The following is a 15,986-nucleotide window of genomic DNA, read 5'->3' as shown; positions in this document are numbered from 1 at the left end:
CCTCACATCTTGGCGGAAGCACCGACCTTGACACGCGGGTCGAGGAATCCGTAGATCATGTCCGCGAGCACAACTCCCGTCAGGTAGAGCACTGTGAAGAAGTACGTGAGTCCTATGAGGAGGTTGGTCTCGTTCTGCTGGAGGGCAACCCAGTAGAGCCTGCCCATTCCCGGGTAGTTGAAGACGAGCTCACTGATGATGGCACCGCCGAGCGAACCGAGGAGGGCGAAGATGATCATGGTGACTATCGGCGGAGCGGCAGCACGGAGGGCGTGGCCGTAGATGATCTTGTGCTCCGGGACACCCTTGGCCTTAGCGGCCATGATGAAGTCCTCCTGGAGGGTGCCGATCATGATGTTCCTAGTTGTCCATGCCCAGCCGCCGAAAACGACGAAGACGTATGTGAACACAGGAAGGGCAAGCTTCCACAGGACGTCCTTGACGTGGGCCCAGCCGGTGAGCTGCGGGTCAAACATCGAGCTCAGCGGGAACCAGCCGAGCTTGTAGGCGAATATCAGAAGGAACATCATTCCGGTCCACCACATGGGCAGACTGTATGTGAGCAGCGCAAAAATGGAGAGCCCCCTGTCGAAGGCGCTACCCGCGTGCCTTGCCGCCCTAACTCCAAGGAATATACCGAGTATAATAACGATTATCGTCGCTGTAGTGAACAGCAGGATGCTCCTCGGGACGGCGACCTTAATGATATCGGAGACGTTGTTCGTACCGAAAATGGGCATGCTTGTTGTCCCGAAGTCAAGCTTCAAAGTACGGAGCGCCTTTTTGTACACCTTCTGCCAGTAGGGGATGTTCAGCTCGTACTTGTCCTCAAGCGAGGCCTGTTTTGCGGCCTTCGCCTGTTCAAAGGCTTCCAGACCCTGGCTCTGCTTGATTTTAGCACCCTCGGTTCTTTCCCATTGCATCAGTTCCTCGTACATCTTGGACCTGTTGCTCTCCTCGGCGACCTTAACGAAGAGCGCCGAGATAATGAACGTCACTATCAGCAGAACAAGAATTGCGTTCACAATCCTAAAGGCGAGGTACTTTAGGTATCCCATTTTTTCACCCCCAAGCAGGTTGCTCGTGTTTGATGTATCTTTTTCAGCATTGTAAAACTGGCTTTATATATCTTACTGCATCAATGTACACATTTTCATTCAATGCACAGAAAAGGGACCCCGGTACGATGGGGAGAACATCCCGGTACAGCAAAAGGGGGACAACAGAAACAAAAAGAAGGGGAAGAACGAAATCACTTCTTCTTGGTGAAGTACCAAGCGGCTCCGGCGATGACGATTATCACCAGGCCGACGACGACGTAGGTGGTGGTGCTAGTGCCTCCCTCGGTGGTCGGCTGGGTCGGTGACTCGGTCTGGGTCGGGCTCTGGGTCTCGGTTCCGGTCGGAGTCTCGGTTGGGCTCTGGGTCTCGGTCGGGGTCTTCTTGAGGTCCTCGATGCTTATTCCTGAGATCTTCTCAATGACCTTGGCGAGGTCGTCAACGTGCTCCTTGGTGAGGAGGTCGAGCCAGAGGACTCCCTCGGCACCGCTGCTGAAGGAGTAGGTCTTGTCAATGCCGTACTCCTTGCTCTTGGCGACGAGCTCGCCCATGGCCCAGTAGAGCTCCCACGGGAGGGTCGGGTAGAACACGTAGAAGCCGGCGGTCATGTCGTCGGCGAGCGGGTGCTCGTAGGTACCATAGATGACGTAGCCGTCGTTAGTCCACTGCCAGCCGAGGATGTTGCTGAGCGTTCCAGCGGTTCCACCGAGACTCTCGTCGTAGTACGGGTCGTCGGCACCGTCCTTGTAAGCCCAGGTGTAGAGGAACGCGATGTAGTACTTGAGGTCGTCGATGTTGCCCTTAACGCCGTTGTGCCACTCGCCGAAGTCACAGGTGACCTTGACCTTGACGACGGCCTTCTGGCCGGCGTTGGCGGCGATCCAGCCCTGGGTCTGGTTGTAGATAACCGCATCGTCCGGAACGGTGAACTCACCGCGCTCAAGGGTCCACTTGCACCTGTACGGGGTGACTATACCGTCGAAGTTGGTGGTCGCGCCGTAGTCCCTGATGAGGTTCCAGACGCGGACGCTGTAAACGTCGCTCAGACCGCCAATCGGGTTGAAGGCGCTCATGAACATGGCACCGGTTGAGGCGAACTGGGCGATCTTGAGGTGCTTGTCCGGGGTCTGGGCGGTCATGATGCTCCAGCGCTGGCCGATACCGGTGCTGGCCTCAGGAACGATCTTGGTGACCCTCTGCTTGTTGGCCGGGTAGAACTCCCAGGTCTCAATCATGAAGACCCTGGCGCTCTCCATGACACCGATGAGCATGCTTATCTTCTGGAGGTCCCAGTACTGCTCCTTGGTGGTGATCTTGATCGGGTCGGTCGGAACAAGGTCAGCGTTGATGTGCTGGGTTCCCTCGACGGCGTCCCTGCTGATGACGAAGTAGGTCAGCAGGTAGGTGAGCTCCTCCTCAGTCCACTTGAGCATCGGGCCGAGCTTGTCGGCGCTGGTGTAGTACTCGGCACCTATCTTCTGAGACCGGCGTTAACATCGCCGTTGCCTATGTACTTGAGGGCCTCCTCGACAGTGACGGTGTTGACGTGCTTCGGCTCAACGGCACCCGGAACGTATCCGTACCAGGAGGCGTAGAACCAGGCGGTGTAGTCGTCAATCCAGACGCTCGGGATACCGCTGGTACCCCATCCACCGGTGTAGATGTTCCACTCATAGTTGCTCGGCGGCTTGGCGAAGACGACCTGACCGGCCTTCTGCCTGTCCCAGAGGAGCCTGTCAACCTTGAATCCGACCTTCTTCTCAAGCAGGTCGGCAACGTAGAGACCGATCTCCTTCCTCTCGTCCTCGATACGGATGATGAACTTGACGGTAATCTGCTGGCCGTCGAAGTACCAGTAGCCATCGGCCTTCTTCTCAAGGGTGTGGCCGTAGTTGGCAACCTCCTGAGCGGCCTTCTGCATGGCCTGGTCGATCAGCTGGAGGGCAAACTGCTCGTTGCCGGCGCCGGTTATTCCAAGGGCCTTGTAAACTGGCTCGAAGTACTTGTCGGCCGGGTGGCTCGGCCTGATGCAGCCGAGCATCGGAGCACCGCTACCCTGGTAGATGTTCTGGACGATGTAGTCCCTGCTGACGAGGAAGTTCATGGCGAACCTGACTTCCCTGATGGCGAACGGGTTGAAGTAGACCTGGTCACCAACGGTGACGATCGGAGCGTCCTTGTCCGGGTCGTGGTAGGTGTTGAAGGTCAGCTCGTTGTAGGAGCTGGCACTCTTGTAGAGGTTGAGGTTCGCGAGAACGTCGGCACCAAGACCCTGGTACTTACCGGCCGGGAAGGAGAACATACCAAGGTCATACTCGCCCTTAGCGATCTGGAGGATAACGTTCTCAGGGTTCTGGACACCCTGGTACTCGATAACATCGGCATAACCGTCCTTCGGGAGGGTGTTGGTGTAGATGGTCCTCGCACCGGTGAACTTCTCAAGCTTGAGGTAGAGGTTCTCTGGGGAGTACATGACGAGGATGTACGGACCGTTGCTGATGACAAAGTGGCCGTAGTTGAGGTACCACTGGAGGTCAGCCTTGAACCTGGCCGTGGCCTCGTCGCTGTTCAGCGGGATGTCCTTCGGAGTGTAGTCTACCGCACTAACAGGGCGGACGGCAAAAATACTAAACAGCATCAAACCCATTATAAACAATCCCAAAGCCTTCCTCATATTCCACTGCCTCCTTCACTTTTTGGCAATGCTGCCATATGTGGCGTATAATGGCATGACAATATACATTGAAAGCCTATTTAAGGGTTACGTTCTTGTAAAACTGGCACCAATGGAAAACGGTGGTTTCTGCCGGAGAGAAACACTGGAGAAGCTCCACAACCCGTAAACGCACATGCGATTTAAAACTTCCCCAAAAGCACCTGTACACCGATTAGCTACCAGCAATTACAAAAAAGACCCCAGATCTTTTTGGGGAAAGCTGGAAAAATCATTAGATAGGCGTTTTGGCAACCCCCCCGGAAGAGATAAAACAAAAAACTTAAAATCCCGTACCGTCAATCCAAGTGCGGGCACTATGTACGACCTTGTTTTAAAAGGGAAGTTCATGAAGGGTAAGAAACTGATTGAGGGGAGCATAGGAGTTTCTGACGGCAAAATCTTCCGCATCTCTACGGGGGAATTGAAGGGCGAGAAAGTCCTCCAAATTGGCCATGGAAAAGTTATACTTCCGGGACTCATTGACACACATGTCCACCTAAGGGACTTCGAGCAGGGCGATAAGGAAACCGTTGAGAGCGGGACGAAGGCAGCCCTGCACGGAGGGATAACAACGGTCTTTGACATGCCCAACACGAAACCGCCCGTTATGGACTCCAAGACGTTCGAGAGGAGGCTGGAAATCTTTGAGAGGAGGGCCTACTCCAACTACGCGCTGGGTTTTCTCGTAAGCGGGAACTGTGAAGAAGCCAAAAGCGTGGATGCAGACTTCTACAAGATGTTCATAGGTGCCTCAACCGGAGGTATCTTCTCCACGGATTTCGAAGGGGACTATGCCTGCGCACCTGGAATAGTGAGCGTCCACGCGGAAGATCCGGAGACAATAGCCAAAAATCCTGAGAGGCCGCCGGAAGCAGAGATAAAGGCCATAAAACTTGTCCTTGATGCCGCAAGGAGGCTGCAAAAGCCTCTCAACATCTGCCACGTCTCCACTGGGGGCGGGATAAACTCCATACTTGGAGCCAGCCTGCCGTGGGTCAGCTTCGAGGTCACACCACACCACCTGTTCCTGACGAAGAAGGACTACGAAAGGAACTCTCTCCTAAAGGTCTATCCCCCGCTGAGGGACGAAAGCGAGAGGATGGCTCTTTGGAGAAAGTTTTCAGAGATCCCGATCATAGCAAGCGACCACGCGCCTCACACCCTGGAGGACAAGGAAAACGGAGCCGCAGGAATTCCTGGACTGGAGACCGAGGTGGCCCTACTGCTCGATGCCGTGAACAGGGGGTTTATGAGCCTCCACGATATCGTCGAGAAGATGCACACGAACCCGATTAGGATATTTGGAATAACCAACAAGGGCTTCGAGGTCGGCAAAGACGCGGACTTCGCCGTAGTTGACCTCAAAAGGGAGTGGGTCGTAAAGCCGGAGGAGTTCTACACCAAAACAAAATGGAGCCCCTGGGAGGGACGGAAACTGAAGGGGAAGGTCGTCATGACGGTTCTCCATGGAAAGGTCGTTATGGAGGACGATGAAATCCTCGGAAAGCCTCAGGGGGTTAGAATTCATGCTGGAAAGGGCAACGCTTAAGGAAATCTGGGACGTTGCAAAGGACGTTAAAGCCTTCAGGCTCGATAAAAGGTTCGAATTCAAAGCGGGACAGTTTATAATGGCCTGGCTTCCCAGAGTCGGTGAGAAGCCCTTCAGCCTGGCGTGGAAAGACCTGATAGTGGTCAAGCGCGTCGGCCCGTTCACATCAAGGCTCTTCGAGCTCGAGGAAGGTGACCACGTCTGGATCCGTGGTCCCTATGGGAGGGGCTTTGAGCCGAAAGGAGATAACATCGCCCTCGTTGGGGGCGGCATCGGAATTCCACCACTATATGCCTTCGCAAGGCAGAATAGGAAAAAGTTCGAACACATCACGCTTATTTATGGCGCCCGCTCAAAGGACGAGCTGGCACTGATGGACGTTGAGGATTATGTTGACGAGGTCGTCATAACCACAGACGACGGCTCGGCGGGAAGGAGGGGCTTTCCAACCGAAGTCCTGGCCGGGAGAAGGGGGGAGTTCGATCAGGTCTATGCCTGTGGCCCAGAGCCCATGCTGGGGGCGGTTCTTAGGGCTATGGATTACAGGAACGTTCAGGTTTCAGCGGAAAGGTACATGAAGTGCGGAATAGGCGTCTGCGGTTCCTGCAACCTAGGGAAATACCTCGTCTGCAGAGATGGCCCTGTCTTCGACGGCTTCCAGCTGAGGGGACTGCTCTGACCAATTACGTTTTTAAACCCATTTTCTCCGCCTCCCCCGGTGAGAGAATGAAACGGATGAGCTGGGAGGCGTTCGCGAGGAGCATGGGGGTCGAGCCCCAGATACTGAAAAACGAAGAGGCAAGGCTCTTAAAGGAGTTCGTGATGGATTTAAAGTTCCCCACCCACTGCTAGGGCTGTCAGGGGCTAGATTTGAGCAATCCCAACCCCGTCCACCACCCGAGCTACGAGCTCACCCCGGCGTGCAATCACGACTGCATATTCTGCTATTCGAACGTCGCGGTCAAGCTCGGGAAGGCCCCAAAGCCGGGCTACTACGGCTGGGACAGGCCGTACGCCATAACGGTCTCCCAGTACGGTGAGCCATTGCTCAGCAAAAGGATAATCGAAGTAAACAGGATGCTCCGCGAACGCTTTCCTGAGGCGAGGCTGGATTTGCAGACCAACGGTTCCCTGCTGACGGAAGAACTGTGGAGCAAACTCGACTTTGATCTGGTCATGATAAGCCTTGACGCGGCCTCTCGGGAAAAGCATTTGATGATAACTAACGCCGACACGTTTGAAAACGTCGTAAATGCGCTGAGAATAGTCGGAAGGGACAAAAGCGTCCGCTCGATTGTCAGGACGATATTCATGCCCGGGATAAACGATGAGGACATTCCAAAGATAGCCGAGCTCGCCGCTTCCCTCGGGATAGACGAGATGATGCTCCAGCCTCTCACGGTTCACGAGCTGAACATCGAGAGGCTGAAAAATGCCGGCCTCGATTTCGAACGGGCAGAGAGCATAAGGGAGTACCTGAAAACGGCCATGGAGGCAAGACAATATATCGATGTCCGCATAAGCGGCTGTCAGCTGGCGGTATACAGGACGATGGACCCGCTGACACTCTTCAGCGCGAGGCGCGTTGCCAGGGATGTTGTCCCCATAGTGAAGAGGAAGAGGACAAGGATTGAGGAGACCTGTGATGGGGGCTTTAGAATCAGCAAAGAGGACGAGATAGACTTGGATGAACTCGCAGGAAGGCTAAAGGCCAGGGGGATTACATACACCCTGAAGGGAGGCCGTATAAGGTTCACGGATGGCAAAGCGAGTGTCATAGTTTTCAGAGATGGGAAAGTGCTGATAAAGGGCGTTGGTGAGGAGAAAGCGAGGGAGCTTTACAGGAAGTACTTTGAGAGATAGCGTCGTGTCCCCCAGGGTATCTTAGAACACTTCAGGAAGGATTGAAGAAAGCCCCTAAGTGTTGGAAGTTCTGCGGGACAATCGGGCATAATATCAGATAGTGAGTACCATTATTACCCTTGACAGAGAAAAGTTTAAATTTCAAACCTGCGTATTGAGTTAGGTGATAGAATGTCACGGGCTATTAAATACATAGCTCGTAACATCGTTGTACTGTTTCTTGCCCTCATCATAACCGGGATAATAATTGCCGGAGCAGAGCACAGGGTATGGGAGTGGAAAAGCAGGCACACGTTTATCATGATAAAGCCGTTCACACTTAGAGAAGGCTTGGACAGAACCAAGGAGTACCTCGAATATTCCATCTCCCTGTTCAGGGAGAGTGAAGCCAGGGAGCAGTTTATAGAGATTTACAAGATAAGTCCCGAGGGGGCTATTCTCACGACGATGGTTATACTTGCCCTCACAATGGCGCTCGTGTTCGTCTCGGCCTCTACTGGGGCCTCAAGGCTGGATACAATGGAAGGTGGTCGGACAGAATCCTGACCACTCTAGCTCCGATGTTCTCTGCGATTCCTGGCTGGTTTTGGGGAGTATTTCTTATTTGGATTCTTTGGTGGCGAATCGGCTTATCGACCATAGACTACATGACGTATATAGCGAGGGCAAGGCTCAATGACAAGCTGGGATTCGGAACGTATCTCAACGCCATGCTGATTCCCGTCCTCACACTGACCTTTGCCAACGTCGTGATTTACGCGTTCAATGTGAGAACGCTCGTGAAAAAGGAGATGCACGAAGAACACTTCTTCGCGGACGTGCTGAAGGGACTTCCAGACAGGAAAATAATGAAAAAGCCCCTGAGGACGGTCTTCCCATCGTTTTTGACCTTCACAAGCTACAACTTCCTGAACCTGCTGGTAAACGGAATGGCGGTTGAAAAGTTATTCAACGTCAACGGCATAGGCTACGTCTTTGCAACGTCAGCGGGGAGGCAGTATGACTACGTGTGGAGCTATCTGAGGGGAATTCACGTTGTTGCCTTCTCCTTTGTCTTCAGACCCAAACTCCTCTTTTTTGTGGCATTAGTCATGGTGTTCCTGTACTTCATAAACTCGTCCGTAATGGAGATTCTCTACTCAAAACTTGATCCGAGGGTGAGGAGAGATGCTTAAAAATAAGGCTCTCCTGTTCTCCGTAATAGTGATCACAACAATGATAGCGGTCTCTCTGATAGGGCCCAGCCGGGTAAATCCCGAGGATATAGAGAACTGGGACAACATTCTTTACTGGCACCTTAATCCCAAGAACGTGCCGCCCGAGTGGTACGGGAAACTGACAAATCTTCCCAAAACCGAATGGCTGACCGCAACCGAGGAAAACGGCTCCTACGTTTTCAAATACGACTTCCACTATAAGGTTGCCCCTAAGGACATAATAATCGTTCTTGATAAGTTCGAGAGCTATCGTGTAACTATAAAAGACCCAGAGGGAAACGAGTACATTATGTGGAACACCCTCATACCCAAGGAGTTGAACCTCCGAAATTCAATAGCCCTCAGGGAGATCGCAAGAGAAAAGTGTGGAGTTGAAACTACTTCCGGTCAACTCCTCTTCTGGAACGGTCTTAACGTAATCTTTTCCAAGCCCAAAAAGGACTGCATTCTAAACCCAGAACCCGTTAAAGGCACGTACCTGATAGTGCTCACTCCCCTGGGACAGTACAACTCGACTCCAAAGGTGTATATCCAAGGGGAAAGCTATGGAGTCATGGGAACGGATAATTTTGGAAGGGACTTATGGGCGGGATATCTGTGGGGTATGAGGGAAACAATTGCGATAGCCGTTATTGGAGCCCTCTTCGCAATGGGCTTGGCAATGATATTCGGAATGCTCAGCGTTCTATCGAGTGGGCTTGGAAAGGCTCTCAACTTTGTCTCGAACCTCTTAACTGTCATGCCACTCCTTCCGGTAGCAATAGGACTCATCATAATAATCTCCGACATCAACGACTACACGTACACAATATCAACAGACCCTCTCCTCTTGGCAGTGGTGCTCGGAATTCTCAGCGTCGGTGACCTCTCCCGCAACATACGCTCAATAGTGGATGAAGAGCTCAGAAAAGAGTACATCGAGTCTTCTAAGGCCCTAGGTGGAAGCTCACGGTGGATACTAACGAGGCATGTCTCAAAGGTGCTGATTCCCTACACACTCTACCAATTCGCCCTCGCCGTCCCGGGAATAATAGCTTTGATAACACTTCTCGGCTTTTTCAACGTCGTTCCAGGATTCAATTGGGGAACGCTGATGAGCCAGAGCATAAGGGAGAACACCGTTTACAGGCTCTCATGGTGGCACATCCTACCCGTTGGCATCTCAATAGGCCTGATGGCACTCTCCTTCGTCGCAATAGCCAGGGACATAGAAAGGCGTTTCTTGGAGCGCTGAGAAGGGAAGCGTTAAATATTCCATCACCTACTTTTTATAGCTGGGGATGGCAATGATACGTGAGATATTGGCCCTCGTGTTTCTGACGGCCTTCCTCTTCATCAACCTGGTTCTAATGCTTATGCGGACTTTTGGAAGCTTGGCCGGAATGACCTGGAGGAAGGTTCTCCGCCTCAACATTCCAGAGAACGAGAAGAGGGGCTGGGAAAGACTCTTTACACTCTTGTGGCTGGCAATCGGGGCATGGGCCGTTCTAAAACTTTGGAACTGGAGTTTAGTGGGCTTAACCGCGTCCCTCTTTGGTTTCTTGGCCTTCAGGAGCGGGGCCAACATCACAAGAACCCTCGTCTACGGCCTCCACGACCAGAGGATAATAGAGGAGCATACCGACGACAGCGCCGTTCTTGGGATAATCGGGATGGCCACGAAGCTGTCGATACTGCTAGAAACGATCTTCGTCGTCGCCTTTGCCCTCGCCTACAAAGCCCTGTCAGTAACGCTGAGTCCAAACGGCATGAGCGCGAACACCATCATCCTCTCCCTCTGGCTCGCCGGGCTGGCCTTTGGACTGCTCTTCGGCTGGTTTATCGCCAGAAACAACTGCGGCATACTGCTGAGGAACGCCATAGCTACGGTGGGCTTTTTCGCCACCAGAAAGGGCAAGAAGAAAACCGAAGAGGCCGTTAAAAAGGTCAAGAAAGCTCCCAAAAAGTTCAAACCGAAGTCCCCAAGGCTGGGCAAATAATCTTTTAAACCGCACCTCTTTTCTCTAACCATGCTCAAGTGCTCGCTCTGCATACACGACGAGAGGACGGCAAAGATAGACATCATTGACGGAAAACCGGTCTGCCGGGAATGCCAGGTCTATCTAAGGCATCCCGTCGACAGGGAAAAAATCCGCGCCGAACTTGAGGAACTCATGAAAGACGTTGACCGGGCAATACTGGCATATTCTGGCGGAAAAGACAGCACCGTTGCACTCTACTTGGCAAAGGAAGTATACAGGGTTCCCGAGCTTGAGGCGGTCATGGTCGACCACGGGCTTATGGCCGAGGAGGCTATAGAAAACGCCCGCAGGGTCGCTGAGGCCCTGGGAGTTCCGTTCACTCTCCTCCGCTACGACTACTCAGACATATTCCGCGAGGCCCTCCTTAAAGGCCAGAGCCCCTGCAGGGCCTGCTCAAGGAGGACGATGAAGAAGCTCAGGAAGTACGCGGTGAAGAACGGCTACCGCTACATCATAACCGGCCATGAGCTGCCCTTCGGCCATCACCCATACAGACGGATGAGCGGTGGGATAACCCAGATAAGGCTCCTCTCCATGATGCCAGAGGAGGAAAGGTTCAACATCCTCAAAGGCCTGCCCTTTAAGCTCCCGGAGCTTCCCGGCTATACCACCAACTGCCTGGTTCTTGGACCGGCACTGGAGCGCTACTGGGAGGTTCACGGCCACAGCTTCGAGCACAGGCGTATAGCGGCGCTGGTACGCTACGGCCTGATGGACAGGAGGAAAGCCGAAAGGGAACTGTCAAAACCCAGTGTCCCGGAGCTCCAGAGAAAGATTGTAATGCAACGTTTGGGTCTTGAATAAGCCCTTTAATCCCTAGCCACATGCACATCATTTGTAACCTCTTGTTACGAGTTATTTTAGGTTTGTTCTTCGAATATCCATTGTTATAACTTTAATACTTTTATGCATTAGATTTTTAAAAGTTTACACCAACGTAAAACGGGGGGTACCAATGCGCAGAAGGTGGCATCTGTACCTTCAGGTGCTCATCAAAAACATGACCCTGTTTATAATCGGCGTACTGATTCTCGACTACATGGCCGTCCTCGGACACATCAACGCGGAGCTGTACAACAGCGATGTCTACGGGGACTACCTCGACATGGTCAGCCACCTCCCAGAGAGCGTCAAGGAGGTTATAGAAAAGCACGTCAGCCTCGAACAGCTGGCTAGAGAGATGGCAATCAATGCCCTGGGCTTATCCAGCAAAAAGCAGCTCATGAAGGACCACCTTCAGGTTGTATACGATTTCCTCACCCATCCCCTTGAGAAAACACGGGGCGGATACGAGTACTACACCTACATCCTGAAAAGTCTTCTGCTCGTAGTCCTTACCGAACTTTTCATACTGACGTTCGGTCTTTATCTGGGACTGAGGGCAGGTTACAAAGGTGGATGGGCCGATAGGCTTTTATCTGTGCTCACCCCAGTATTTTCAGCCATTCCTCCCTGGTTCATAGCTGTTGTGCTCCTCTACACGCTGTACTGGAAAGTCTCACTCCTGCCGGTAGACTTTGAGGGCTACTTGAGGAGAACTTCAATCGAAGGGGGAGCAATGCCGATAGCATACGTAATCGGGCTCCTGCTCCCTGTTCTGACCCTAGTTGTTGCAATGGTGTGGGAGTACGCATTCAACATCAGGAACCTCGTCAAGTTCGAGAGTACCGAGGGGCACGTTCTGTATGACAGGGCCAAGGGTCTGCCCGACAGGAAAATAATGAGAAAGCTTCTGAGGACGGCGTTGCCGGCGTTTCTAACGTTTACCACCTACAACTTCCTGGAGATCATGATGAGCGCGTTCGTGGTGGAGGTTATATTCGATATCCACGGCGTGGGCTGGATACTCGTGTATTCCTTCAGGCTGGGACACGGTGTAGGCGGAGTAACGTTCCACTACAACAGCTACGGGGTTTTCTTCGCGGCCTTCGTGATGATGCTCTTCTACTTCATAAACGCCGTTGTGATGGAGTCGCTCTACATACACCTCGATCCAAGGACCGGAAAGGAGGGGCCAGAATGAGAAGGGTGCCGCTCAAACTAAAGATCGCCGCAAGCATACTTCTGTTTTACCTCCTGGCAGCGGCAATCAGCCCCAAAATAGCAGACAAGGAGGCCATAGACAACTGGGACATCAAAATGTATTGGGCCTCCAACCCAAAGCTCGTCCCTCCCGCCTGGGTCAACGTCTTCGGAAAGAACCTGCCGCCAACAGAAAACCTGACCCCCTCAAGGGTCGAAGGGGACGTATACGTTTACGAGTACGACTTCCACTACTCCGAGCCCCCGCAGGACATAATACTGTACTTCACATCCATCCAAGACGTGACGATAAACGTGACCCTCCCCGACGGGGAAGAGTACACCTTATACCAGGGGCTCTCACGGAGCGAGATGAGGCTCGGCATGATGTTTATGGTCATAGAGAAGATAGCCCGGGACAAGGGGCTGAACTACACGGAATCAGACCTTATTTTCGGCATGGGGCTCCAGCCGATATTCATGGGGAAGAACGGTCCGGAAAAGGGAACCTACCTGCTGGAAATAAAGGCGGAGAGCGAGCCGATGGTCAGGGTACTCGGAAAGGTCTACGGAATCCTCGGAACGGACTCCACGGGAAGGGACATCTGGCAGGGCTTTCTGTGGGGTCTCAGGGAGACGATGATCATGGTGGTTGCTGTGGGTCTGACGGCGGTGGTAATAGGAGTCACCCTTGGAGTACTGAGTGCCCTTTCGGGCATTGCCGGGACGATAACCGACAGCTTGACTAAGCTCTCGACTATACTCCCCCTGGTTCCGGTCATGGTAATGATGGTGCCGATTACAGGGAAAGTCACCTACGGTGGACACCTCGAAGTGCCCTTCTGGAGCTTCGTGCTTCTCCTTGGGTTGCTCCTCTTCGGGAAGATAGCGAGGAACGTCAGGGCCCTGGTGGAGACCGAGCTGAGCAAGGAGTATGTGGAATCGGCGGTGAGCCTCGGGGGCACGAGGTGGTGGATACTGAAGCATCACATAGCAAGGGCAGTCCTGCCGTATTCAATCTACCAGTTCTCCATAGTGATGCCGAAGGTCGTGGCCATAGTGTCCCTGCTGGGCTTCTTTGAAGCCATACCCGGCTTTAACTGGGGAACCCTTCTTGGAAACATGATAACCGAGAACCAGCTTTTCAGCATGGCGTGGTGGATAGTGTTGCCCATTGGAGCGGCCCTGGCGGTGTTTGCGATGGCCTTCGTGCTGATAAACCTCAGCATGGAGGAGGAGTTCTCAGTCAGATGAAGTCTTTGATAAAAGGGTCAGCCCCACGCTCAGCAAGACTATGGCTACCGACGGAGACAGCGGCCACCACCAGAGGGTGTAGATGGCGTTCTGGGCAAAGGCCTCCGCCACAAAGGAACCCCAGTTTACGCCGGGAATTATCTGAAACAGGCCGAGTATCGAGATGACCGCTATCATCTGGGCGAAGAGGAGCGTAGAGTAGGAGAGGGCGTACGGGACAACAGCCCTCATTATATGGCGGAGGATTATGGCCAGATCGCCCGCCCCCAAGGCCCTCGCCGACTCTATGTACTCCTGCACCTTCTCGTGCATGACGATGCCCCTGACCGCGCTTGCGAACTTCCCGACGAGGAGCATCGCGAGGATAACGGCGAGCTCGACCGTCCCCATTTTGAGCTTCCCGTGGGGGCCCGTAGAAGATAGGACGAAAACCACCGCTATCGCCAGCGGGAGGTAAGGGATGGAGTTGAGGGCCTCCAAGACAACCGAGACCGCATCGCCGAACTTCGATTCGTAATAGCCCGAGGCGACCCCAAGAAAAATGCCGAGGAATATCACGAAGAGCGTCGTGAGGAAAGCTAAAACCAGCGTGTTCACGGTGGAGCCAACAAAGCCCACCCACAGGTCCCTTCCCTTGTAGTCCGTGCCAAGGAGGCCGTAGGTGTCGCCGACTATTACGGCCTCAACGCCCGAAGGATAAACCTGAACCGTGTACGTGCCCCTCAGCGGCTCCCGATTCTCGTCCATGAAGAGGGCCTGCGTGGGCGTTATGAAGGCCATGTCGTCCCTCCTGAGGCCGAGCTCCTCGATGGCGAAGCGCCTGGCCTGGAGGACGAGGTCAACGTTCGAGTTCACGCTTGCGGTACCGTTTATCTCTCCCCTAAGATGAACAACCCTCCCGTCTGGGCGGAATATGGTTATCGAGACCTCTCCCTTTCCCCTGAGGATCAGGTTAGATGGTGCCTTCTCGACCACGGTGTAATCAACCCCTCCCCTGAAGGCAACAGTCTTGGAGGAATCCCCCAGCCAGACCGGCTTCGCCCCTCTTGGGTAGTCCACCCAGAAAAGGTAGTTGTCCCAGTTGTCGAGCTTGACCCGGTCAAGGGTGGCGTAGGATACGGCAGTGAACGTGAAGAAGAGCACCAGAATCAGCACGCCCACCTTCCTGCGGTTCATGACGACCCCCTCGGCTCCAGCTTTATCGAGAGAACCTCAACGGCCATTGAAACAATGAAGTTGAGGAGAACCAGCACGGTGACGACGAAGGCGAAGGTCATGGCATAGAAGAACACGCTGTCGGGGGTAATGATAAGTGCCGAAGCGAGGAGCGTCCCGAGGCCGTTGAGCCTGAAGAGGTAGTCAACAACGAGGACGAGAGTCTGGATCTCGATGAAGTTCTGGAGCCAGACGTGCATTACCGGGACTATGGAGGCCCTCACGACGTGCTGTTTAACTCTCCTTTCAGGCAGGCCCATCGCCTTCTTTGCCTCAACGTAGGGCTGCTGAAATTCCTCGCGCATGATGACTGTTATACCCTCTGCCAGTCCCCACGAGGCCACGAGGAGCACCGAAAGGACGGGGAAGATGAAATAGGCCATCATTGACCAGCCAGAGCCCTTGATGCCGTTCGCGAGATCCGAGGGGAGGGGGGAGTAGATTATGAGCAGGAAGAAGAGGACGACGAAGAACCAGACGGGGATGCCGTTGAAGACCCTCGCCGTCACCTGAAGGAAGCCATAGAAACGCTCACTCCTCACGGCCCTGAAAGCCAGAAAGAGGGCCAAAAGAACTACTGAAGCATCGGCTAGGACTAGGAAGAGCAGGGTGCGGTATATGTACCCCCAGGTGGGCTGTACAGTCCCGTAGAGGTAGTTCCAGTAGCTGTACTTACCCGAAAACCGGGTGATATCCCTGAGAACCGCTCCCATGTATTCCAAACCAACCCTGAGGGTCGATTTCCTGAGCTCCGGATGGTTTTTAGGGGCGATGTACTTGACGTAGTACTCGAAGGGATCCATGCCGAGCTTTTCGGCCGCCTCAACGACTTTCTGGGCGTTCGGATTGTACTGGAAGAAGCCGATGGCTTCGAGGTAGGCCCTCTTCTCGGTGACCCCCTTTATCGCATAGCCTAGGACGAAGGCCACAAGCAGCGTGACGATGACGTACCTCAGCAGTATCCTCGTCAGGGACAACGTCCCACGCCCCATCGGACTGATCCTGACTATGCACTATAAAAATTCACAACAACGCTTATAAAGTTTTACGCTGGGATAAAAGTAAGTTGAA

Annotated in this window: 14 protein-coding genes and 1 pseudogene; 10 read left to right on the top strand and 5 right to left on the bottom strand. The window is 53.5% G+C overall.

Features of this window, described 5'->3' with window-relative positions; translation table 11 throughout:
* Positions 1-2: 2 nt before the first annotated feature.
* From E3E36_RS05570 to E3E36_RS12875, 3 genes are all read right to left on the bottom strand, one after another.
* Positions 3-1,058, bottom strand: coding sequence for an ABC transporter permease (locus E3E36_RS05570; protein WP_167894292.1), 1,056 nt, complete (start codon positions 1,056-1,058; stop codon positions 3-5).
* A gap of 194 nt (positions 1,059-1,252) precedes the next feature.
* Positions 1,253-2,491: an LPXTG cell wall anchor domain-containing protein gene (locus E3E36_RS12880; protein WP_206203482.1), complete on the bottom strand. Its 1,239-nt coding sequence runs from the start codon at positions 2,489-2,491 to the stop codon at positions 1,253-1,255.
* Positions 2,492-2,529: 38 nt separating this feature from the next.
* Positions 2,530-3,696: an ABC transporter substrate-binding protein gene (locus E3E36_RS12875; RefSeq protein ID WP_240911774.1), complete on the bottom strand. Its 1,167-nt coding sequence runs from the start codon at positions 3,694-3,696 to the stop codon at positions 2,530-2,532.
* A gap of 394 nt (positions 3,697-4,090) precedes the next feature.
* Here E3E36_RS12875 and E3E36_RS05560 point away from each other — a divergent pair, with 394 nt between their 5' ends.
* The 10 genes and pseudogenes from E3E36_RS05560 to E3E36_RS05520 all read left to right on the top strand — a co-directional run bounded on the left by E3E36_RS05560 (position 4,091) and on the right by E3E36_RS05520 (position 13,700).
* A complete protein-coding gene (locus E3E36_RS05560) occupies positions 4,091-5,323 on the top strand; it encodes a dihydroorotase (RefSeq protein WP_167894291.1) in 1,233 nt (410 codons plus the stop codon).
* The gene (locus E3E36_RS05555) at positions 5,301-6,002 is read left to right on the top strand and encodes a dihydroorotate dehydrogenase electron transfer subunit (protein ID WP_167894290.1); all 702 of its coding nucleotides are present in this window, start codon (positions 5,301-5,303) and stop codon (positions 6,000-6,002) included. The genes E3E36_RS05560 and E3E36_RS05555 overlap by 23 nt, the downstream gene beginning before the upstream one ends.
* A gap of 47 nt (positions 6,003-6,049) precedes the next feature.
* Positions 6,050-6,946: pseudogene (locus tag E3E36_RS05550) on the top strand (radical SAM protein); the annotation flags it as partial.
* Between the two features lie 411 nt (positions 6,947-7,357).
* Positions 7,358-7,732, top strand: coding sequence for a hypothetical protein (locus E3E36_RS13195; protein WP_240911773.1), 375 nt, complete (start codon positions 7,358-7,360; stop codon positions 7,730-7,732).
* Positions 7,726-8,361: an ABC transporter permease subunit gene (locus tag E3E36_RS13190; protein WP_342764395.1), complete on the top strand. Its 636-nt coding sequence runs from the start codon at positions 7,726-7,728 to the stop codon at positions 8,359-8,361. The genes E3E36_RS13195 and E3E36_RS13190 overlap by 7 nt, the downstream gene beginning before the upstream one ends.
* A complete protein-coding gene (locus tag E3E36_RS05540) occupies positions 8,354-9,637 on the top strand; it encodes an ABC transporter permease (protein ID WP_167894289.1) in 1,284 nt (427 codons plus the stop codon). Before E3E36_RS13190 ends, E3E36_RS05540 begins: the two co-directional genes overlap by 8 nt.
* A gap of 46 nt (positions 9,638-9,683) precedes the next feature.
* The gene (locus tag E3E36_RS05535; RefSeq protein WP_240911772.1) at positions 9,684-10,382 is read left to right on the top strand and encodes a hypothetical protein; all 699 of its coding nucleotides are present in this window, start codon (positions 9,684-9,686) and stop codon (positions 10,380-10,382) included.
* Positions 10,383-10,412: 30 nt separating this feature from the next.
* A complete protein-coding gene (locus tag E3E36_RS05530) occupies positions 10,413-11,228 on the top strand; it encodes a 7-cyano-7-deazaguanine synthase (RefSeq protein WP_167894288.1) in 816 nt (271 codons plus the stop codon).
* A 151-nt stretch (positions 11,229-11,379) separates the two neighbouring features.
* A complete protein-coding gene (locus tag E3E36_RS05525; protein ID WP_167894287.1) occupies positions 11,380-12,447 on the top strand; it encodes an ABC transporter permease subunit in 1,068 nt (355 codons plus the stop codon).
* Entirely contained in the window at positions 12,444-13,700 is a 1,257-nt protein-coding gene (locus tag E3E36_RS05520) for an ABC transporter permease (RefSeq protein WP_167894286.1), read from the top strand. Before E3E36_RS05525 ends, E3E36_RS05520 begins: the two co-directional genes overlap by 4 nt.
* Here E3E36_RS05520 and E3E36_RS05515 read toward each other — a convergent pair.
* Positions 13,689-14,876, bottom strand: a complete 1,188-nt coding sequence (locus E3E36_RS05515) for an ABC transporter permease (RefSeq protein ID WP_167894285.1) — start codon at positions 14,874-14,876, stop codon at positions 13,689-13,691. The two genes, E3E36_RS05520 and E3E36_RS05515, sit on opposite strands and share 12 nt — an antisense overlap.
* Positions 14,873-15,907 carry an ABC transporter permease subunit gene (locus tag E3E36_RS05510; protein ID WP_167894284.1) on the bottom strand — a complete coding sequence of 345 codons (1,035 nt, stop codon included), beginning with the start codon at positions 15,905-15,907 and terminating at the stop codon, positions 14,873-14,875. Before E3E36_RS05510 ends, E3E36_RS05515 begins: the two co-directional genes overlap by 4 nt.
* Positions 15,908-15,986: the final 79 nt, after the last annotated feature.

The sequence above is a fragment of the Thermococcus sp. M36 genome (genome assembly GCF_012027355.1).
Lineage (GTDB): Archaea > Methanobacteriota_B > Thermococci > Thermococcales > Thermococcaceae > Thermococcus.
The sequence above is the reverse complement of the archived record's forward strand: the minus strand, read 5'-3'. Positions and strand labels throughout refer to the sequence as shown.

Coding starts and splice junctions, on each gene's coding strand:
- E3E36_RS05535 (WP_240911772.1), top strand. CDS start 9,684: ATGGCAATGATACGTGAGATATTGGCCCTCGTGTTTCTGACGGCCTTC.
- E3E36_RS05510 (WP_167894284.1), bottom strand. CDS start 15,907: ATGGGGCGTGGGACGTTGTCCCTGACGAGGATACTGCTGAGGTACGTC.
- E3E36_RS12875 (WP_240911774.1), bottom strand. CDS start 3,696: ATGCTGTTTAGTATTTTTGCCGTCCGCCCTGTTAGTGCGGTAGACTAC.
- E3E36_RS05520 (WP_167894286.1), top strand. CDS start 12,444: ATGAGAAGGGTGCCGCTCAAACTAAAGATCGCCGCAAGCATACTTCTG.
- E3E36_RS13195 (WP_240911773.1), top strand. CDS start 7,358: ATGTCACGGGCTATTAAATACATAGCTCGTAACATCGTTGTACTGTTT.
- E3E36_RS05540 (WP_167894289.1), top strand. CDS start 8,354: ATGCTTAAAAATAAGGCTCTCCTGTTCTCCGTAATAGTGATCACAACA.
- E3E36_RS05555 (WP_167894290.1), top strand. CDS start 5,301: ATGCTGGAAAGGGCAACGCTTAAGGAAATCTGGGACGTTGCAAAGGAC.
- E3E36_RS05515 (WP_167894285.1), bottom strand. CDS start 14,876: ATGAACCGCAGGAAGGTGGGCGTGCTGATTCTGGTGCTCTTCTTCACG.
- E3E36_RS12880 (WP_206203482.1), bottom strand. CDS start 2,491: ATGCTCAAGTGGACTGAGGAGGAGCTCACCTACCTGCTGACCTACTTC.
- E3E36_RS05530 (WP_167894288.1), top strand. CDS start 10,413: ATGCTCAAGTGCTCGCTCTGCATACACGACGAGAGGACGGCAAAGATA.
- E3E36_RS05570 (WP_167894292.1), bottom strand. CDS start 1,058: ATGGGATACCTAAAGTACCTCGCCTTTAGGATTGTGAACGCAATTCTT.
- E3E36_RS05525 (WP_167894287.1), top strand. CDS start 11,380: ATGCGCAGAAGGTGGCATCTGTACCTTCAGGTGCTCATCAAAAACATG.
- E3E36_RS05560 (WP_167894291.1), top strand. CDS start 4,091: ATGTACGACCTTGTTTTAAAAGGGAAGTTCATGAAGGGTAAGAAACTG.